Annotated in this window: 17 protein-coding genes; 12 read left to right on the top strand and 5 right to left on the bottom strand. The window is 40.5% G+C overall.

Features of this window, described 5'->3' with window-relative positions; genetic code table 11:
- Positions 1–12 precede the first annotated feature (12 nt).
- The 6 genes from ACRQ5D_RS25735 to ACRQ5D_RS25710 all read left to right on the top strand — a co-directional run bounded on the left by ACRQ5D_RS25735 (position 13) and on the right by ACRQ5D_RS25710 (position 7,274).
- The gene (locus tag ACRQ5D_RS25735) at positions 13–162 is read left to right on the top strand and encodes a TetR/AcrR family transcriptional regulator (protein WP_431200744.1); all 150 of its coding nucleotides are present in this window, start codon (positions 13–15) and stop codon (positions 160–162) included.
- 20 nt (positions 163–182) lie between these two features.
- Positions 183–623 carry a hypothetical protein gene (locus ACRQ5D_RS25730; protein WP_431200743.1) on the top strand — a complete coding sequence of 147 codons (441 nt, stop codon included), beginning with the start codon at positions 183–185 and terminating at the stop codon, positions 621–623.
- 83 nt (positions 624–706) lie between these two features.
- Positions 707–2,056, top strand: a complete 1,350-nt coding sequence (locus ACRQ5D_RS25725; protein ID WP_432327038.1) for a TolC family protein — start codon at positions 707–709, stop codon at positions 2,054–2,056.
- Between the two features lie 37 nt (positions 2,057–2,093).
- Positions 2,094–3,197 carry an efflux RND transporter periplasmic adaptor subunit gene (locus ACRQ5D_RS25720; RefSeq protein ID WP_091164911.1) on the top strand — a complete coding sequence of 368 codons (1,104 nt, stop codon included), beginning with the start codon at positions 2,094–2,096 and terminating at the stop codon, positions 3,195–3,197.
- 96 nt (positions 3,198–3,293) lie between these two features.
- The gene (locus tag ACRQ5D_RS25715) at positions 3,294–6,644 is read left to right on the top strand and encodes an efflux RND transporter permease subunit (protein ID WP_431200742.1); all 3,351 of its coding nucleotides are present in this window, start codon (positions 3,294–3,296) and stop codon (positions 6,642–6,644) included.
- A gap of 126 nt (positions 6,645–6,770) precedes the next feature.
- Positions 6,771–7,274 (top strand): DUF4126 family protein, encoded by a 504-nt coding sequence (locus tag ACRQ5D_RS25710; RefSeq protein ID WP_176844390.1) that lies wholly within the window; start codon positions 6,771–6,773, stop codon positions 7,272–7,274.
- Here the strand turns inward: ACRQ5D_RS25710 and ACRQ5D_RS25705 are convergent.
- The gene (locus ACRQ5D_RS25705; protein WP_432327036.1) at positions 7,253–7,558 is read right to left on the bottom strand and encodes a hypothetical protein; all 306 of its coding nucleotides are present in this window, start codon (positions 7,556–7,558) and stop codon (positions 7,253–7,255) included. The two genes, ACRQ5D_RS25710 and ACRQ5D_RS25705, sit on opposite strands and share 22 nt — an antisense overlap.
- Before the next feature lie 91 nt (positions 7,559–7,649).
- Complete coding sequence (locus ACRQ5D_RS25700) at positions 7,650–8,381, bottom strand: mechanosensitive ion channel family protein (RefSeq protein WP_432327034.1); 732 nt, start codon at positions 8,379–8,381, stop codon at positions 7,650–7,652.
- Between the two features lie 178 nt (positions 8,382–8,559).
- Here ACRQ5D_RS25700 and ACRQ5D_RS25695 point away from each other — a divergent pair, with 178 nt between their 5' ends.
- Entirely contained in the window at positions 8,560–9,177 is a 618-nt protein-coding gene (locus tag ACRQ5D_RS25695; RefSeq protein WP_091163733.1) for a TetR/AcrR family transcriptional regulator, read from the top strand.
- A 221-nt stretch (positions 9,178–9,398) separates the two neighbouring features.
- Here the strand turns inward: ACRQ5D_RS25695 and ACRQ5D_RS25690 are convergent, their stop codons facing one another.
- The 3 genes from ACRQ5D_RS25690 to ACRQ5D_RS25680 form a co-directional block, all read right to left on the bottom strand.
- Positions 9,399–9,812 (bottom strand): OsmC family protein, encoded by a 414-nt coding sequence (locus tag ACRQ5D_RS25690; protein ID WP_091163735.1) that lies wholly within the window; start codon positions 9,810–9,812, stop codon positions 9,399–9,401.
- Between the two features lie 125 nt (positions 9,813–9,937).
- Positions 9,938–10,309, bottom strand: a complete 372-nt coding sequence (locus ACRQ5D_RS25685) for a hypothetical protein (RefSeq protein ID WP_431200740.1) — start codon at positions 10,307–10,309, stop codon at positions 9,938–9,940.
- Between the two features lie 115 nt (positions 10,310–10,424).
- Positions 10,425–11,573 (bottom strand): nucleoside recognition domain-containing protein, encoded by a 1,149-nt coding sequence (locus ACRQ5D_RS25680; RefSeq protein WP_431200739.1) that lies wholly within the window; start codon positions 11,571–11,573, stop codon positions 10,425–10,427.
- A gap of 279 nt (positions 11,574–11,852) precedes the next feature.
- Here ACRQ5D_RS25680 and ACRQ5D_RS25675 point away from each other — a divergent pair, with 279 nt between their 5' ends.
- From ACRQ5D_RS25675 to ACRQ5D_RS25655, 5 genes are all read left to right on the top strand, one after another.
- Complete coding sequence (locus ACRQ5D_RS25675; RefSeq protein WP_431200738.1) at positions 11,853–12,188, top strand: DinB family protein; 336 nt, start codon at positions 11,853–11,855, stop codon at positions 12,186–12,188.
- Complete coding sequence (locus tag ACRQ5D_RS25670; protein ID WP_431200737.1) at positions 12,188–12,604, top strand: DUF3052 domain-containing protein; 417 nt, start codon at positions 12,188–12,190, stop codon at positions 12,602–12,604. The genes ACRQ5D_RS25675 and ACRQ5D_RS25670 overlap by 1 nt, the downstream gene beginning before the upstream one ends.
- Positions 12,605–12,695: 91 nt before the next feature.
- Positions 12,696–13,124, top strand: a complete 429-nt coding sequence (locus tag ACRQ5D_RS25665; protein WP_091163745.1) for an OsmC family protein — start codon at positions 12,696–12,698, stop codon at positions 13,122–13,124.
- A gap of 76 nt (positions 13,125–13,200) precedes the next feature.
- Complete coding sequence (locus ACRQ5D_RS25660; RefSeq protein WP_256337361.1) at positions 13,201–13,992, top strand: maleylpyruvate isomerase N-terminal domain-containing protein; 792 nt, start codon at positions 13,201–13,203, stop codon at positions 13,990–13,992.
- Positions 13,993–14,302: 310 nt separating this feature from the next.
- On the top strand, positions 14,303–15,679 hold the full coding sequence (locus ACRQ5D_RS25655) for an OmpA family protein (protein ID WP_091163750.1): 1,377 nt from the start codon (positions 14,303–14,305) through the stop codon (positions 15,677–15,679).
- Positions 15,680–16,258 lie beyond the last annotated feature (579 nt).

Here is a 16,258-nt window from a genome sequence, read left to right as displayed (position 1 = left end):
CCCGGAAAGTCAATGAGTCAAACAGAAAGAATTATAAAAGGCGCCGAAGACCTGTTTTTAACTGCAGGGATTAAAAGTATCACCATGGATGATATTGCCAGGCACCTTGGTATGTCAAAAAAACGATCTACCAGTTTTTTAAGGATAAAAACGAACTGGTAGTAGCCCTTACAAAACAGAAGTTGAAAGAAGATGAGGATCAAATGAACGATATCATCAGCAAATCAAATAATGTAATTGAAGAGATGATTAACATGACCAAGTGTTCGGAAGAGATCTTTTCGAGGATCAACCCGATTGTTATTCATGATCTGCAAAAGTATCATCCCGAAGCCTGGAACGATTTTCAAAAGTTTAAGGCCGAAATATTGATCCAGAAAATGGAAGAGCTGTTGATCAAAGGGATGGAACAGGGTTATATCCGTAAAGATATTGATGTAAGGATAATAGCACGGATGCGGGTAAACCAGGTTGAACTGGGCTTCAACACCTCCATATTCCCGGTATCTGAGTTTAGTCCGTGGAAGGTGCAGGTTCAGTTTTTAGATCATTTTAATTACGGCATCTGTACACTTGAAGGGTATAAACTGCTTAACGAGTATAAGAATATTAATAATGAATAACATGCTGACACACAGTTGTCATTAACTGCATGAAATTTGTATCAGTTTAAATGAAATCAAATCACTCAACCACAACATATATAATGAAGTATTTATTTTTTACGGCAACTGTGTTTTGCGCTATAGCCTTTAAAGGATACGGGCAGGAGGCAACGCCAAATGGACAAACCTTTAACTTTACGGTTCAGGATTGTGTTAATTATGCATATGAGCATCAGGATTCGGTAGTAAATGCCAAACTTGATATTAAGAGCGCCGAATATAAAGTTAGGGAAACAACCGGTATCGGCTTGCCACAGGTAAGCGGAACGGCATCTTTTCAAGACTACTTGAAAATCCCGACTACTTTACTGCCAGGAGAAATTTTCGGACAGCCCGCCGGTACCTTTATTCCCGTTCAGTTTGGCGTTAAATACCAATCAAGTTTTGGGGTCAATGCCGACCAGATCTTGTTTGACGGTAGCTACCTTGTTGGCTTAAAGGCGTCAAAAACTTATAAGGAGCTTTCTATACGTAGTCATATCCGTTCAAAAATTGAGGCAAATGTTAATGTCACAAAGGCTTATTACCAGGTTTTGGTAAGCAACGAGCAGTTAAGGTTGTTAAATGCCAATATTGCTCAGCTTAAACAACAGATGGATGAAACGGTACAGCAAAATAAACAGGGCTTTGTAGAAAAAATTGACGTAGATCGGATTGCTGTTCAGTACAATAATTTGGTTACAAGCCGTGAAAATACTATCCGTTTACTGGCATTGAATTATCAGGTGCTTAAATTTCAGATGGGTATGCCGATAGAATATGCACTTAGCCTGAAAGATAAACTTGAAGATATTAAGCTTGAAGACAATACCGCTGATCTTGCGGCCGATACCTCGTTTTATCATAACCGAATTGAATATAATTTGGCCGAGACAGCTGTAGATCTTAAACAACTGGACCTGAAACGTCAAAAATCGCTTTCTCTGCCTACGCTTAAAGCTAATGCGGCTTATACTTCATCATACCAGAACAATAATTTTAGTAACCTTTATAAAATGAGTTTTCCATCAAGTTATGTGGGGTTATCTTTAAACATACCAATATTTAGTGGCCTTCAGCGGGTTAATCAGATAAAACAGTACAAAATTGCTGTATTGAAATCACAAAATGATTTGGAGAACGCCAAAAACGGATTAAAACTGCAGGCTAACCAGGCTCATATTACTTATGTAAATGGTTTGCAGTCGCTTAATAACCAAAAGCGTAATCAAACGCTTGCGCAGGAAGTGTTACATGTATCAAAGGTGAAATATCAGCAGGGAGTTGGCTCAAGCATTGAAGTTACCCAAGCACAAACATCACTTGAAGATGCAGATAATAAATATATACAAGGCCTTTATGACGCATTGGTTAGTAAAGTTGACCTTGATAAAGCTTACGGACGAGATTAAATAACAACAACACTAAACTCACTATATAACAATGAAAATGAAAAAATTTATATACATACCGTTCCTGGTTTTACTGGCTGCCTGCTCAAGTAAACCCAAAGATAAGAAAGCCGAGCTGGCGGATCTGAAAAAGCAGCAATCAGATCTCAATTCAAAAATTGAGAAGTTGCAGTCTGAAATGGGCACTACTGATTCGGCCAAGAGCACTGATGTAAGCGTTACTGAAATAAAGAATGGTAATTTTACTAATTATGTTCAGGTGCAGGGTAAGATTGATGCACAGGATAACGTTACCGCTTATCCGCAGGCATCAGCTGTTATTACGGCTATTTACGTAAAACCAGGTCAGCATGTAAGTAAGGGCCAGGTATTAGCACAATTGGATAATAGTGTTATGCAGCAAAATATAGCGCAAAGTGAAGCTCAGGTGAGCTTGAACCAACAGTTGTTTGATCGTCAGAAAAACCTTTGGGATCAAAAAATTGGCACCGAAGTACAATATCTACAGGCTCAAACCACCTTACAAAGCAGTCAGAAAGCTTTGGCTTCATTAAAAAAGCAATCAGCTTTGTATCGTATCATATCGCCCATTAATGGCACTGTAGATCAAATGGACCTGAAACTTGGTCAGGGTGCAGCACCGGGTCAAACCGGCATCCGTATTGTCAATGCCGATGTTTTAAAAGTTAAGGCCGATGTTCCTGAATCATACGCAAGCAGCGTAAACACCGGTAACGATGTTAAAATATTGATCCCGGATGCTAAGGATTCATTAGTTACCAAGGTGACTTTTGCAGCTAAAGCTATCGACCCTACATCTCGCAGTTTTGGCGTGGAGATCAAATTGCCTCAACGCAGCACACTTCGCCCTAATATGACCGCTATTTTAAAAATTGCTGATTATTCAAAAACAAATACGATAGCTGTACCAGTTAAAGCTATACAGAAATCAGAGAACGGCGACCATGTCTTTGTAAATCAGAATGGTATTGCCAAACAGGTAAATGTAAAATCGGGTGTTACTTATGGTGGCCAAACAGAGATATTATCAGGCTTAAAAGCCGGCGACCAGCTGGTTGTTGAAGGGGCAACTGAAATAGAGGATGGCGATAAGATTAAAATTGTTCAGTCGGCCAATTAGTTATTAACCAATTGATCTGTTCATTATGAAAGATGTAAAAAAGAATTTGGCCCTTCAAGCTGGGCCATAGATAACAAAACGGCCATTTATGTGCTCATGTTCCTGATCACCGCACTTGGCCTGATAAGTTATAACCGCTTGCCTAAGGAAAACTTTCCGGATATAGCACAATCAAAGGTGTTTATAACAACAACCTTTGCTGGTCAGTCTCCACAAAATATTGAGAACCTGGTGACCCGCCAGATTGAAAAGCAATTGAAGTCGTTAAAGGGCTTAAAAAAGGTGACGTCAAACTCGGTACAGAATGTTTCCATTATCACGGCCGAATTTCAGGCGAACGTTGATATTAAGGATGCAAAAATCGATGTGAAGGATGCTATAGATAAGGCAAAAAAGGATCTTCCCCAAAATGATAATAATTATACCGATCCTGCTGTATCTGATATCAATGTTGCCGACCTGCCCATTTTATATATCAATATTTCAGGTAATTATGATCTGAAAAAGCTAAAGGAATATGCCGATATATTAAAAGATGAAATTGAAAGCTACAAAGAGATCTCAAAAGTTGATGAAGTAGGTGCTTTAACACCAGAAATTCAGATAAATGTTGATATGAATAAGATGGCTGCGGCGCAGCTGAGCCTACCGGATATCAGCAATGCTGTTGGTTACGAGAATATATTATCATCGACCGGTACGGTTAAAACTGATGGTGTTCGCAGGACTATTGATATTAAGCAAGACTTTAAAAATGCCGATGAGGTTGCGGCAATGGTGATCCGTAACCCCAAGGGACAGGCTGTTTACCTGAGAGATATTGCCGAAGTAAAAGATTCGTTCTTGGAGCAGGAAAGTTATGCAAGGTTAAAAACTAACGATAACCCTAACTTTAAAAATGTAATTACCCTTAACGTAAGTAAAAGGGCTGGTGAAAACCTGATTGAGGCATCGGATAAGATCAACGAATTGATCAAATTAAAGCAGAAAACAGTTTTCCCTAAAGGATTGGATATTGTTGTAACCGGTGATCAGTCAGACAAAACGCGTACAACGCTTAATGACCTGATCAATACAATCGTTATTGGCTTCCTGTTGGTTACCGTTATCCTGATGTTTTTCATGGGCACAACCAACGCTATTTTTGTTGCGCTATCTGTGCCTTTATCGTGTTTTATCGCCTTTTTGGTGATGCCGGCAATTGGGTTCACGCTCAATATGATCGTGTTATTCTCGTTCCTGCTGGCGTTGGGTATTGTGGTGGATGACGCCATTGTGGTTATTGAAAACACCCATCGTATTTTTGCTAACGGAAAAGTACCTATTAAGGAAGCTGCAAAAATGGCCGCAGGCGAAGTGTTCCTACCTGTATTTTCAGGCACTATGACTACTTTGGCCCCGTTTATACCATTGGCTTTCTGGAATAGTTTGATAGGGCATTTCATGTTCTTTCTGCCTATTACCCTGATCATTACCCTGCTGGCCTCGCTGGTAGTAGCATATATCTTTAATCCGGTATTTGCGGTTGACTTTATGAGGCCTCATCATGACGGAGAGCATGACAACCCTAAATTTGACAGGCCGACAAAAAGGGCGATGATATTTTTAGCTATAGCAGCAGTTATCGGTTACCTGATAAACGTAGGTGTTGGTAACCTGATGGTGCTGATCATGGTGTTATACCTGCTCAACCACTTTTTCCTGTTGCGGGTTATTGACAGGTTTCAGAAAAATGCCTGGCCTAAATTTCAAAACTGGTATGCAAAATGGCTTGAGCGTGCGGTACACAGGCCGGTTACCGTTTTGCTTGGCACCATAGGCTTATTCATTTTTGCTATTTTCCTGATGGCTGTACGCGGCAAAACACCTGAGTTTTTCCCATCCGGCGACCCTAACTTTGCTTATGTATATATTACCCTGCCTATAGGTACCGACCAGGCTTATACAAACCAGGTTACCCAACAGATAGAAAAACGTGTTGCCCAGGTTGTTGAACCTGATAAGGATATCGTATCGTCTGTAATATCAAACGTAACTAAAGGTGTAACAGATCCTACTGATGAAGATCAGGGCGATTATGAAAATAAAGGCAAGGTTACCGTTGCTTTTGTTGAGTTCGGCAAGCGTAATGGTAAGGATACCAAAAAAGTATTGGCAAATATCCGCGCAGCGGTACAGGGTATTCCAGGTGCAAAGATAGCCGTAGCCCAGGAAAACAGCGGCCCGCCGGTACAAAAGGATATCAGTATTGAAATTGCCGGCGATAACCTTGATTCCCTTGTTGCTACGGGTAACAGGCTTAAAAGCTATCTTGCCAAACAAAATATAGCTGGTATTGAAAACCTTATTGCGGATGTACAAAGCGATAAACCAGAAATTGTGTTTGATGTAGATCGCGAGCGTGCTAACCGCGAGGGCGTATCTTCTCAACAAATAAATCAAAATCTATTTACCGCCATTTATGGCTGGAAGGCGGCTGATTTCCGCAATACCCGTGAAGATGATTACAAAATTATGGTGAGGACACTGCCAAGCCAGCGAAGTAATATTGATGAGATTAAAAACCTCAAGATAACATACCGTGATTTGGCAATGGGGGGAGCAATTCGCCAGGTACCTATTTCTGCTTTTACTGATGTGCGTTACACAACTACTTACAGTAACATAAAACGCAAGCAACAACGCAGGGTATTAACGCTTGGTTCAAATGTTATTAAGCCATATAATCCTAACGAGGTTAACGCTAATATTTTAAAAGCGATAAATAACTTTAAAAAACCTGATAATGTGATCATACGCCAGGGCGGCGGTCAGGAAGACCAAATGGAAGCCATGACATTCCTGCTTTCTGCCCTTGGTGTGTCATTCGGGCTTATCCTGGTTATTTTAATGATCCAGTTTAACTCTATTGGCAAAACGCTTATTATTATCAGCGAGATCCTCTTTAGTATTATTGGTGTATTGCTGGGCGTTAGTGTGTTCGGCATGACCATGTCTATCGTAATGACGGGGATTGGTATCATTGCACTCGCCGGTGTGGTTGTTCGTAACGGGATCTTATTGGTTGAGTTCACCGATATGTTGCTTGAACAGGGCGTGAGTATTCATGATGCTGTAGTTGAAGCCGGTCATACCCGTATGACACCGGTATTATTGACAGCAACTGCAGCTATTTTGGGTCTGATACCTTTGGCAGTTGGTTTCAATATCGATTTCGTTGGCTTGTTTACCCATTTTGAACCGCATATCCACTTTGGTGGCGATAACGTTGCTTTCTGGGGGCCGCTGGCCTGGACAATGATCTTCGGTTTAGGTTTCGCCACCATTATTACATTGATCCTTGTACCATGTTTATACCTGATCCGTTATAATCTGAAAGCAAGGTTGTTCGGCAAAAAATCGGTTGAAGCTAAACATGTTGAAGTATTAGAAACAGAAGCTGTTTAAAATAAAGAGCCATTAATAACACAAACAGCGGCAGTCTAAAGATTGCGGCTGTTTTGTTTTTTGACAGTTTTTAAATAAAACATAATGATGTATTTATGGTTCTCTATGCAAACGTTTATCACAGCCATGAAACTTAAAATAACAAAACCGCTTTGGCCGGTAATAGGCCTTGGTACGTTAGCCGGTATGCGTACCTTATCTGCCCCTGTTGTAACTACGCATGTATTAAGTCATCATCCATCAAAGCAACTGGAAACATCACCGTTAAGGTTCATGCAATCAACAACGGTGGCTGCTGTTTTAAAGATCGTATCCGTTACTGAACTCATTGCGGATAAATTGCCCTCCACTCCAAACCGTATAGAGCCCGCAGGGGTAGCGGCAAGGTGTTTATCCGGCGCCCTGGCCGGCGCCAGTATTTATAAAGCGGTGGGGGGCAAAGCATTAACCGGAGCCTTGATAGGAGGGGTGGCGGCAATATCTGCAACCTATGCCAGTTACTTTTTACGCAAAAATACGGTTAAGGCAAATCATATCGCCGACCCGATAATTGGCGCAATTGAAGATGCTTTGGTAATAGGATCGGGCTTTGGCTTAAGCAAGCTAACCTATGCCCCGGTTGCAGGCTGAACATATTTTTCAAGCTCACCCAGGTTGCTGATCTCATTGCGCGAACGGGGCAGGCTGTCGGGATAATTCTTTTGAATAAAGCTTATCAGGTTTTCGCGGATATAGCAGCGGAGGTCAAATGCATCTGATGAGGTTCGGGAACTCATTAACACCCTGATCTCTATGGTATGTTCTTTAACGTCAGTTACCTGCACTACTTTAACCCGCTTGTCCCAGAGGTTCGATTTAACTATCAGGCGTTCAAATTCTTCACGTATAGCATCAATAGGGGCGGTATGGTCCATGTATAAAAATACGGTGCCCAAAATGTCGGCAGATGTCCTTGTCCAGTTCTGAAAGGGTTTTTGAATAAAGTAATTGATGGGGAGGATCAGCCTACGTTCTGTCCCAGATTTTTAAAACCACATAAGTAAGCGTGATCTCCTCCACGCGTCCCCATTCTCCCTCTACAACCAAAACATCATCAATACGAATAGGCTGAGTAAACGCTATCTGGAAGCCGGCCAGCAAATTACCTAATGAGCTCTGTGCTGCAAAACCAACTATAATACCACCTATACCAACACCGGTAAGTAAACCGGTACCTATTTTACGCATGCTTTCAAAACTGAGCAATATAATGGCAATCGTCAAAAAGATAATAGTCACCACAATGATCTTACGTATAAACTGGATCTGGGTACGTATTTTACGTTCCTTCAGGTTATCCACTTTATTAAGGTCGTAAGTGTGATAGATATAATCTTCCAGGATCCTTACCGAACGTACAAGCAGGCCCGCGAAAGATATGGTAAGTAAAATCTCAAAAGTTTTGTCAAGAGGTTTGTAATAAACCGGATTCATTCGCATTAATGGCGAAAGAATATTGAATAGAAACAGTGGGATGAAATAAGCCACAGCCGGCCCAAGGTTAACCAATATCGATCTTAAGATTGAGTAGGATGTATCTGCTTTTTTTGCATAAAATTTAAACGGCCGGGTTATTATGAATTTTATACTCAGGCCAACAAGTATGGCTACCAGCGCGATGATCAGGTTCCAGACAAATGATGGTATGCGCTGTGAAAATGTGAGCAGGTCGGGGGATAAGCTGTTTTCAATATTCATAGCAAGGCAAATGTTTTCTACAGTAAAATAGTTGGAATGTAAAATTGTTTTAGCAAACGGCGCCGTACCGGGTGTTGTTACACATGTTTAATGAATTTTTGATAGTTTTGTTAAAAAAGTCAGGAAATCGATTGTCTTAACTTTTTGTTTACCTGTTTAAATAAAACTTAACGAGCACATGGCAGCAGTGAATGACCAGCAGGATATTAAAAGAGAAAAAATTTTAGAGGCCTCGCACCAGCGCTTTTTACATTACGGTTATTCAAAAACTACCATGAACGAAATAGCCGGCGACCTCTCCATGTCAAAGGCCCTGCTTTATTATTATTTTCCGGATAAAAGCCAGTTATACATTGCTGTAATGCGTAAACTTGCCACTGATTATCTTAAAACACTTGAAAACAGGCTAAATACATTTACCAATTTAAAAGAAGCTTTTACCTTCCAGGTAAATACCCATCACGAGTTTATAGTAAACAATTATAACTTTTTTGATTTTTTCAGGCTTAACGAACAAAACCTCCCCGAAACCATTTGGCAAATAGTTAGCGAAGTTCACAGTGCCGAGCTAAACCTGTTAAGCAATGCTATTAAATCGGAAGTTGAAAAAGGAGCCATTAAGCCTGTAGAAAATCCTGACGAAGTTGTTGATGTATTGATGGACGCTTTGCACGGCATCAGGGTGGGGGCGATATCTCAAAAGAAAACCAACTTTCCGCGCAAGGAACACCTGGAAGAAATTCATCATAAAAAACTACTCCTGCTTGATATTTTTATCAAAGGATTGATGTACTAAAGTCATCTTAAAGTATAAATACTCCACACTGTCAGTTAGCCGTCAAATGAATTGGCTGTTAAATAGTATGGCTATTATTTATAGGTACATTTGTACTTACAAATAATTTAATAGCCAGGTAATTACCTCCCTGTTTAGTTATTTATAAAATACTTCTTTTTTAAGAGGTGATTGTTTTAGAGTGATTTAGCCTGCATAGCTTTTTGCCGTGCGGGCTTTTTTTATGGGTTGATATTTGTACGGATAGCAATATTGCCGGTCAATATTTTATGTACCGGACATGCATTTGCTATTTTCAATAACCGATCTCTTTGTTCGTCATTTACTTCACCTTTAAAGCTAATTTTAGTTTCAATGCGTGTACCACTTAAAGTCTTAAACATTTCAACATTGGCTTTAATTTCTTCTATAGGCCACATTTTACGGTTAATGTACATGCGTAGGGTGATCACAGTGCAGCTTGCGAGGCTCGCCAGTAACAAACTAAACGGGTTCATGCCTGTATTGCTGCCTTCAGCCTCAAGGGGTTCATCGGTTATAAGGCCATGCCCACCACTGTTAACTACTGTTTGATATTGAGTGAGTCCTATAAGTGCAATAGCTGTTTCTATCAACTCAATTCCGGTTTCTTCCATAAGGCGTTTAAATAGAGTATTGTTATTAATAAATTAAGCTTAGTCCTAAGGCATGAGTTCTAAGTATAGAAAAGCAAAAAAACAGATTGGCGACTTCCGACTCAATACTATCGACTTAATTTTCTTTATTCGGGTGTTTCATTAATATCAACCAGGTTCCAGTTCTTTTTCAGAAATTTGGGGCCGCCATTATATTTCAGTATCACTTCAAAATTGGTACGGTTTGTTTCACCCTGGCTATCTGTTGAAAGAACATACGATTTGATAATAAAAACAGAGTCGGCCTTTTTGCCAAATTGATATCTGTCGTCAGGAAAAGAGGTATTTCCCGAACGTATGGTTGGGATTACAAATTCCTTCGCAATTTTATAAGCATCATCGGCATTAGGCATTTTGCTAAATGAAAGCACCTCCGTAACATCACCGGATATGGCAAACTTTACCATAATAAAAATAAATACTACACCAGCGATGATAATGGCGTAGACGCCTTTCATAGCGCGCTTTTTTTAGCTGCTTTTCTTTAAGATAAGTTTGAGTCATTAGTTTATAAAGGGTGCGATAAAATTAGCAATTAATTTGATGAATAAACACCCCTTTGTTAAGCGGTAATTATGGCTGATGGCCGAAGAACAAATAAGCAATAAAAATAGCCGCAATAACGCCGGCCAAATCGGCAATAAGTCCTGCCGGAATAGCATAACGCGATTTTTTAATACCCACCGAACCAAAGTATAAAGCAACGATGTAAAAAGTAGTATCGGCCGAACCGTTAAAGATCCCGGCAAGCCGCCCCGCAAATTTATCGACACCAAAATTTTGCATTACCGTTATCATCATACCTTTTGAGCCCGAACCGCTAAGTGGTTTTAAGTAAGCCACGGGCATAGCATCTACAAAGCGTGTATCCAAATTAAACTGAACACAAACCCAGCGTAAGCCTTCATTCATATAATCCAACGCGCCGCAATTCCTGAACACGCTGATCCCAACCAGCATAGCTACCAGATAGGGAATTATCTTTACTGAGGTTTCAAAGCCGCCTTTAGCGCCCTCTACAAAAACTTCAAATACGTTTACCTTTTTTATAAGGCCGCCCACGATAAATATTACCGGTATGGTAAACAACATCACATTGCTTATAACTGATGATACCGTACTGATCTGCTCTTTGGTTAGCTGCGTGGTAAAGTACCATACCACCAATGTAATGAAAGCGGTAACGCCGCCAAGCCAGCCAATAATAACCCTGTCAAAAAGATTGATTTTTTGCTTAATAGCCACCGCTATTAAGCCAACTACCGTGGCTACATAGGTAGCAATGATACAAGGTAAAAATACTTCGGCCGGATCTTTTGAATTAAGGATGGCCCTTTGTGCGATGATGGTAACGGGTAATAACTGCAAGCCGGATGTATGCAGCACCAGGAACATGATCTGGGCATTTGAAGCTATTTCTTTATCTGGATTCAGTTCCTGCAGGCTACCCATCGCTTTTAAGCCAAGCGGTGTAGCTGCGTTATCAAGGCCCATTAAATTGGCCGAAAAGTTCATCATCATCTGGCCCGTAGCGGGGTGATCTTTAGGTACATCGGGAAACAATCGGCTAAAGAAAGGTCTTACTATCCGTGATAAAAAATTAATAGCTCCAGCTTTTTCGCCAATGTTCAGAATGCCGAGCCAGAATGCCATAGAGCCAATCAGCGGCAAAGCGATATCCATTACCGACGATTTTGACGAATTAAATAATCCTTCAACCAATAATTTGAAAGCTTCTGTATCGCCAAAAAAACTAATTTTATGAGTGAAACTACAAATGCAATTACAAAAAAAGCTATCCAGATATAGTTAAGCGCCATAGTAATGTTTAAGGCTTTGAAGTTAGTGCTTTTGCTGTTTAATATGAAATACTGATACTTTTATACTACCGATAAACCAATAAATGAACGAGGTAACCAACAAACTCACCGGAATAATAGAGAACCTAAGGCGGCTTAAGAGCTGTGATATTGACTGGACTTATAACGCATCCCCTGTTAAGTGGTCAAAAAAGAAGTGGTTGGCCATTTGATTGACAGTGCTCAAATTAACCTGCAGCGTTTTGTGCGTTGCACCTATGAAGAAAACTTCAGGCTTACCTACCAACAGGTAGAATGGGTTGCTGCCGCACGTTACCAGGATGCTGACATTAACGAATTGATTGAACTTTGGGCCTTGCTGAACCTGCAGATTGTACGGGTTTTAGAGAATTACCCTGCCGACAGATGGAGCGCCCGTTGTGATAACAGTAAAACGGAGCCAAAGCTGCAAACTGTTGAATGGCTTGCCGCAGACTATGTTGATCATATGCTCCATCACCTTAAAAATATTTTGTAATGGCACGTTATTCAGCTACGCCCCTGGCAAAAAAGCTCGGCATAAAAGCAAGGGGGATGCTGTTACTTGTTAACGCACCTGATCATTACCTTGATCTGTTTAGCGACATGCCTCCTGATGTTTATTTTACAGATGATATTTCATTTGAAATTGATGTGATCCATTTCTTTAGCAAAAGTGCGGATGAATACCGGGTTAAACTGCCTGTACTGATAAAGCAAATAAAGCAGGATGGCATGATCTGGATATCCTGGCCCAAAAAGGCTTCGAAAGTAGTTACTGATATTACGGAAGATTTGATCAGGAGCTTTGCTTTGCAAATAGGCTTGGTTGACATCAAGGTTTGCGCGGTTGATAAAGTGTGGTCGGGTTTAAAGCTGGTGATACATGTTAAAAACAGGAAATATGTGGCATAGGTCATTTTTGATTAAAACCAGGTAAACAAACGGCACTGCGTTTTAGCATAAGCGCTTAATTGTATAACTTAGCACAATAATACCTGAAAATATGGCTCAGATTGAATTAAAACGTGTACATGGCGATTTCGGCTTCGAGGCTGTTGATGCCAACGGGCACACCGTAAAAATGGACAGCAGTCCGGAAAGTGGCGGCCAGGATTTTGGCATCCGCCCAATGCAGATGCTTTTAATGGGCCTTGCTGGTTGTTCGGCAATTGACGTAATCAGTATCCTGAAAAAACAACGCCAGGAAATAACCGATTATAAAATGGTGGTTAACGGCGAACGTGAAGCAGGTAAAGAACCTTCATTATGGGAAGATGTGGATATTGAATTTCATATTTACGGCAATGTTGATGAAGATAAAGCTGTGCGTGCTGCCGAACTTTCTATTAACAAATACTGCTCGGTTGCTGCAACACTTGCAAAAGCCGGTGCCGAAATTAAATGGAAGGTGATTGTTCACCCTACTCAATAACATAGTTATTACTCATTGAAAATACCAGATGGCGGAATAGGAAGTCCCTATTAAAACAGTTCACCTGTTCCCCCTTTTGGATCAAAAGCTGACAGACCTGCTTAGGTCTTTATCAGCGGACGACTGGAACAGGCCTACATTAGCAAAACTTTGGGCAGTAAAGGATATAGCCGCTCATTTGCTTGATGGTAACATACGCGTCATTTCTTCGTCTCATCAATTTGCAGGCGATCCTCCTTCAAATCCCATCAATAACTATAGTGATTTAGTTGATTTTTTGAATGGATTAAACGCCACCTGGGTAAACGCTATGAAGCGTGTAAGCCCGCAGTTGCTTATCGACCTTTTAGAAACTACAGGCAAACAATACAGCAAAGTAATGGCTGCCGCTGATTTGTTTGCACCTGCACCATTTTCAGTAGCCTGGGCAGGTGAAGATGAATCCGTTAACTGGTTTCATATAGCCCGCGAATACACCGAAAAGTTTCATCACCAGCAACAGATCCGCGAAGCGGTTGGTAAACAAGGCATCCTAACTGCTGAATTGTTTTATCCTTGTATCGATACTTTTATGTGCGGGCTTCCGCATACATATCGTACGGTTAAAGCAAACACCAGTACGCTAATTCAAATCACTGTAACTGGCGAAGCTGGCGGTAACTGGTACCTGCTTAAAATGGCTGAGGGCTGGACACTCATCAAAAATGCCGGATCTGTGCCGGATACTACAGTAACTTTATTGCCTGATATTGCCTGGAAGGTTTTCACCAAAGGTATCGATCCACAAACAGCATTGGAGGTGTCTAACATCAGCGGCAATATTAACCTGGGCGAAAACTTGTTTAATATGGTTGCCGTGATGGCTTAACAACTATTTTGTTTAATTACTCTTTAACTGTACAAAACTGTATTCTTTTTAACTCATTAACCAATTTGTACAAAAAGTTAAGAATTTGGTTGTGATTGCCTGTTTAATGCAATCTTAGTGGTGATATAAAAACCAAAGCATTTGACTTAGTGAGTCAGCATTTTATATCAAATTTCATATGCTTTTTTTGTTTGATTAGCCTGCCTTTTGGCAATGGGCTCTCTGGTTAATCCAATATTGATGGCATCAATATTGGATTAACCAGTGTACGTTTTACTTGAATGTTAAACGTATAATTAAATATATAAATATGAAAACAAATTTAAAAAAAGCCTCATTACTTCTTACAGGAGTTATGATTGGCAGTAAATTATTCGCTCAGTCAACAGATACCTCAGCTACAGCAAAAGATTACGTGAGGCCCTTTTCGGGTGGTGGTGAATTACGTACCTGGTCGATAGGTGTACATGGTGGTTTGTTAACCCCTTTTACCATATTTGGACGCAACAACAGGCAGGATTTTACCAGCCCAACCGAACAGTTTGGCTACGGCGGGTACATTAAAAAACAAATATTGCCATCCTTGGGCTTACAGGCCGACTTCCTTCGTGGTAAATTAACTTCATCAAACAGTCAGCCTAACGCAGCAGGTACTTCTCCCTATGATTCATACTCTACTAAATTAAACTGGTCGGCAGCTTTAAGTGCTAATATTACGTTGGCTAACATCAATTGGCGCCATGAAAAGCCATTTATTCAGCCTTATTTAACCGCAGGCGTTGGTAATTTGAACTACACACCAAGGATTACCCCGGTTGGCGGGCAACAGGAAAACTTTAAGAAAACCGATAATGGCCATATCAACGAATTGTTTATCCCCATTGGCTTAGGTTTGAAATTTGACCTTGCCCCGGGCATAAACCTTGATTTAGGTTACCAGGTTAACTTTGTACAGGCCGATAACCTTGACGGATACAAGTATGGGGCGGGTGATGACAGGTTTTCATACGCACATATTGGTTTAGAATTTGCCCTTGGCAATAAGAAAAAACACCAGATGGCCACCCATAATCCCGTATCATCAATGCGTACAGAGTACCAATGGGAAAACCAGCGTACCCGTGCCGAATTACAACAACAGATTGATGCTGAAAAAGCGAAAAACGCACAGCTGGCCAGCGACCTTGCAACAACCAATGCCAATCTTGCCAAGTTAACTACCGACAGCGACGGTGACGGTGTTGTGGACGTAAACGATAAATGCCCTAACACACCGGCCGGCCAAAAAGTTGATGGCTCAGGTTGTCCTTTGGCTAAACCGGTAGTTTATGTTACTGAAGAAGATAAAAAAGTGGTTAAAGACGCTATCAAAAATCTTGAGTTTGATTTGGGTAAAGCTACCATTCGTGCACATTCATATCCAAGTTTGGATAGGGTAGCACAGTTATTGGTTGATAAAAACTTTAGCCTAAAACTTGCTGGCCATACTGACAACACAGGTTCGGCTGATTTAAACATGCGTTTATCAAAAGATCGTGCTGAATCGGTTAAATCATACCTCGCAAGCAAAGGTGCAAATCCATCGCGTATTGAAGCAACCGGCTATGGTCAAACACAGCCAATAGCTACAAACAAAACAGCTGCAGGCCGTCAGGCTAACCGCAGGGTTGAATTTACCTTGTATTAACAAAGGTTGTTAAACCTTATATAAATAAAAAGCTGCTCAATTGAGTGGCTTTTTTGCTTTTATATTTAGCAACCAAACCAGGTGATTGTTTAATAGGCAGGATTTTAATCAGTTCGCCAATACCATCATCCTGTCTAATTTCCTGTAGCAGGAGCGGGTAACGGTGGTGCCTACCAGGAAATCGTCAACAGTGATCAAGTGTTTAGCATGAGCGGTCATTTTTATTGCAAATTGATCTGTTTTTATTTATCCGTGACATCAATAAGCAACGTTATTTAATATCAGTGTAAATTAAAACAAAGCCATTTTAAAGATTACCTAACATAACCGTTTATTGCAACAGGTGGTGAATAATATCCACTTTTAAGCTAAAGGTTAAAGTTTATACACCGCCAGCAACTCATGAGCGTATCAAACTGACTTTTTTATGACTTTTTTAATTACAAATTAAGAAACAGCTCTTGTTATCACTTGTTCAAATCATACATCTCATTATTATATAAATTGGCTATGAAAGCAATCCTGGTAGTTCACAATCTCAAAAAGAAAGCAATTATGCACTTACTTACGCCGGTAATT

Source organism: Mucilaginibacter sp. P25, assembly GCF_050859465.1.
GTDB lineage: Bacteria > Bacteroidota > Bacteroidia > Sphingobacteriales > Sphingobacteriaceae > Mucilaginibacter > Mucilaginibacter gossypii.
This window is presented reverse-complemented; position numbering and strand designations above follow the sequence as displayed.

Coding starts and splice junctions, on each gene's coding strand:
- ACRQ5D_RS25735 (WP_431200744.1), top strand. CDS start 13: ATGAGTCAAACAGAAAGAATTATAAAAGGCGCCGAAGACCTGTTTTTA.
- ACRQ5D_RS25690 (WP_091163735.1), bottom strand. CDS start 9,812: ATGGAAGAAACCGGAATTGAGTTGATAGAAACAGCTATTGCACTTATA.
- ACRQ5D_RS25715 (WP_431200742.1), top strand. CDS start 3,294: ATGTTCCTGATCACCGCACTTGGCCTGATAAGTTATAACCGCTTGCCT.
- ACRQ5D_RS25725 (WP_432327038.1), top strand. CDS start 707: ATGAAGTATTTATTTTTTACGGCAACTGTGTTTTGCGCTATAGCCTTT.
- ACRQ5D_RS25655 (WP_091163750.1), top strand. CDS start 14,303: ATGAAAACAAATTTAAAAAAAGCCTCATTACTTCTTACAGGAGTTATG.
- ACRQ5D_RS25700 (WP_432327034.1), bottom strand. CDS start 8,381: ATGAATATTGAAAACAGCTTATCCCCCGACCTGCTCACATTTTCACAG.
- ACRQ5D_RS25720 (WP_091164911.1), top strand. CDS start 2,094: ATGAAAAAATTTATATACATACCGTTCCTGGTTTTACTGGCTGCCTGC.
- ACRQ5D_RS25685 (WP_431200740.1), bottom strand. CDS start 10,309: ATGAAAGGCGTCTACGCCATTATCATCGCTGGTGTAGTATTTATTTTT.
- ACRQ5D_RS25665 (WP_091163745.1), top strand. CDS start 12,696: ATGGCTCAGATTGAATTAAAACGTGTACATGGCGATTTCGGCTTCGAG.
- ACRQ5D_RS25705 (WP_432327036.1), bottom strand. CDS start 7,558: ATGGACCATACCGCCCCTATTGATGCTATACGTGAAGAATTTGAACGC.
- ACRQ5D_RS25670 (WP_431200737.1), top strand. CDS start 12,188: ATGGCACGTTATTCAGCTACGCCCCTGGCAAAAAAGCTCGGCATAAAA.
- ACRQ5D_RS25710 (WP_176844390.1), top strand. CDS start 6,771: ATGAAACTTAAAATAACAAAACCGCTTTGGCCGGTAATAGGCCTTGGT.
- ACRQ5D_RS25695 (WP_091163733.1), top strand. CDS start 8,560: ATGGCAGCAGTGAATGACCAGCAGGATATTAAAAGAGAAAAAATTTTA.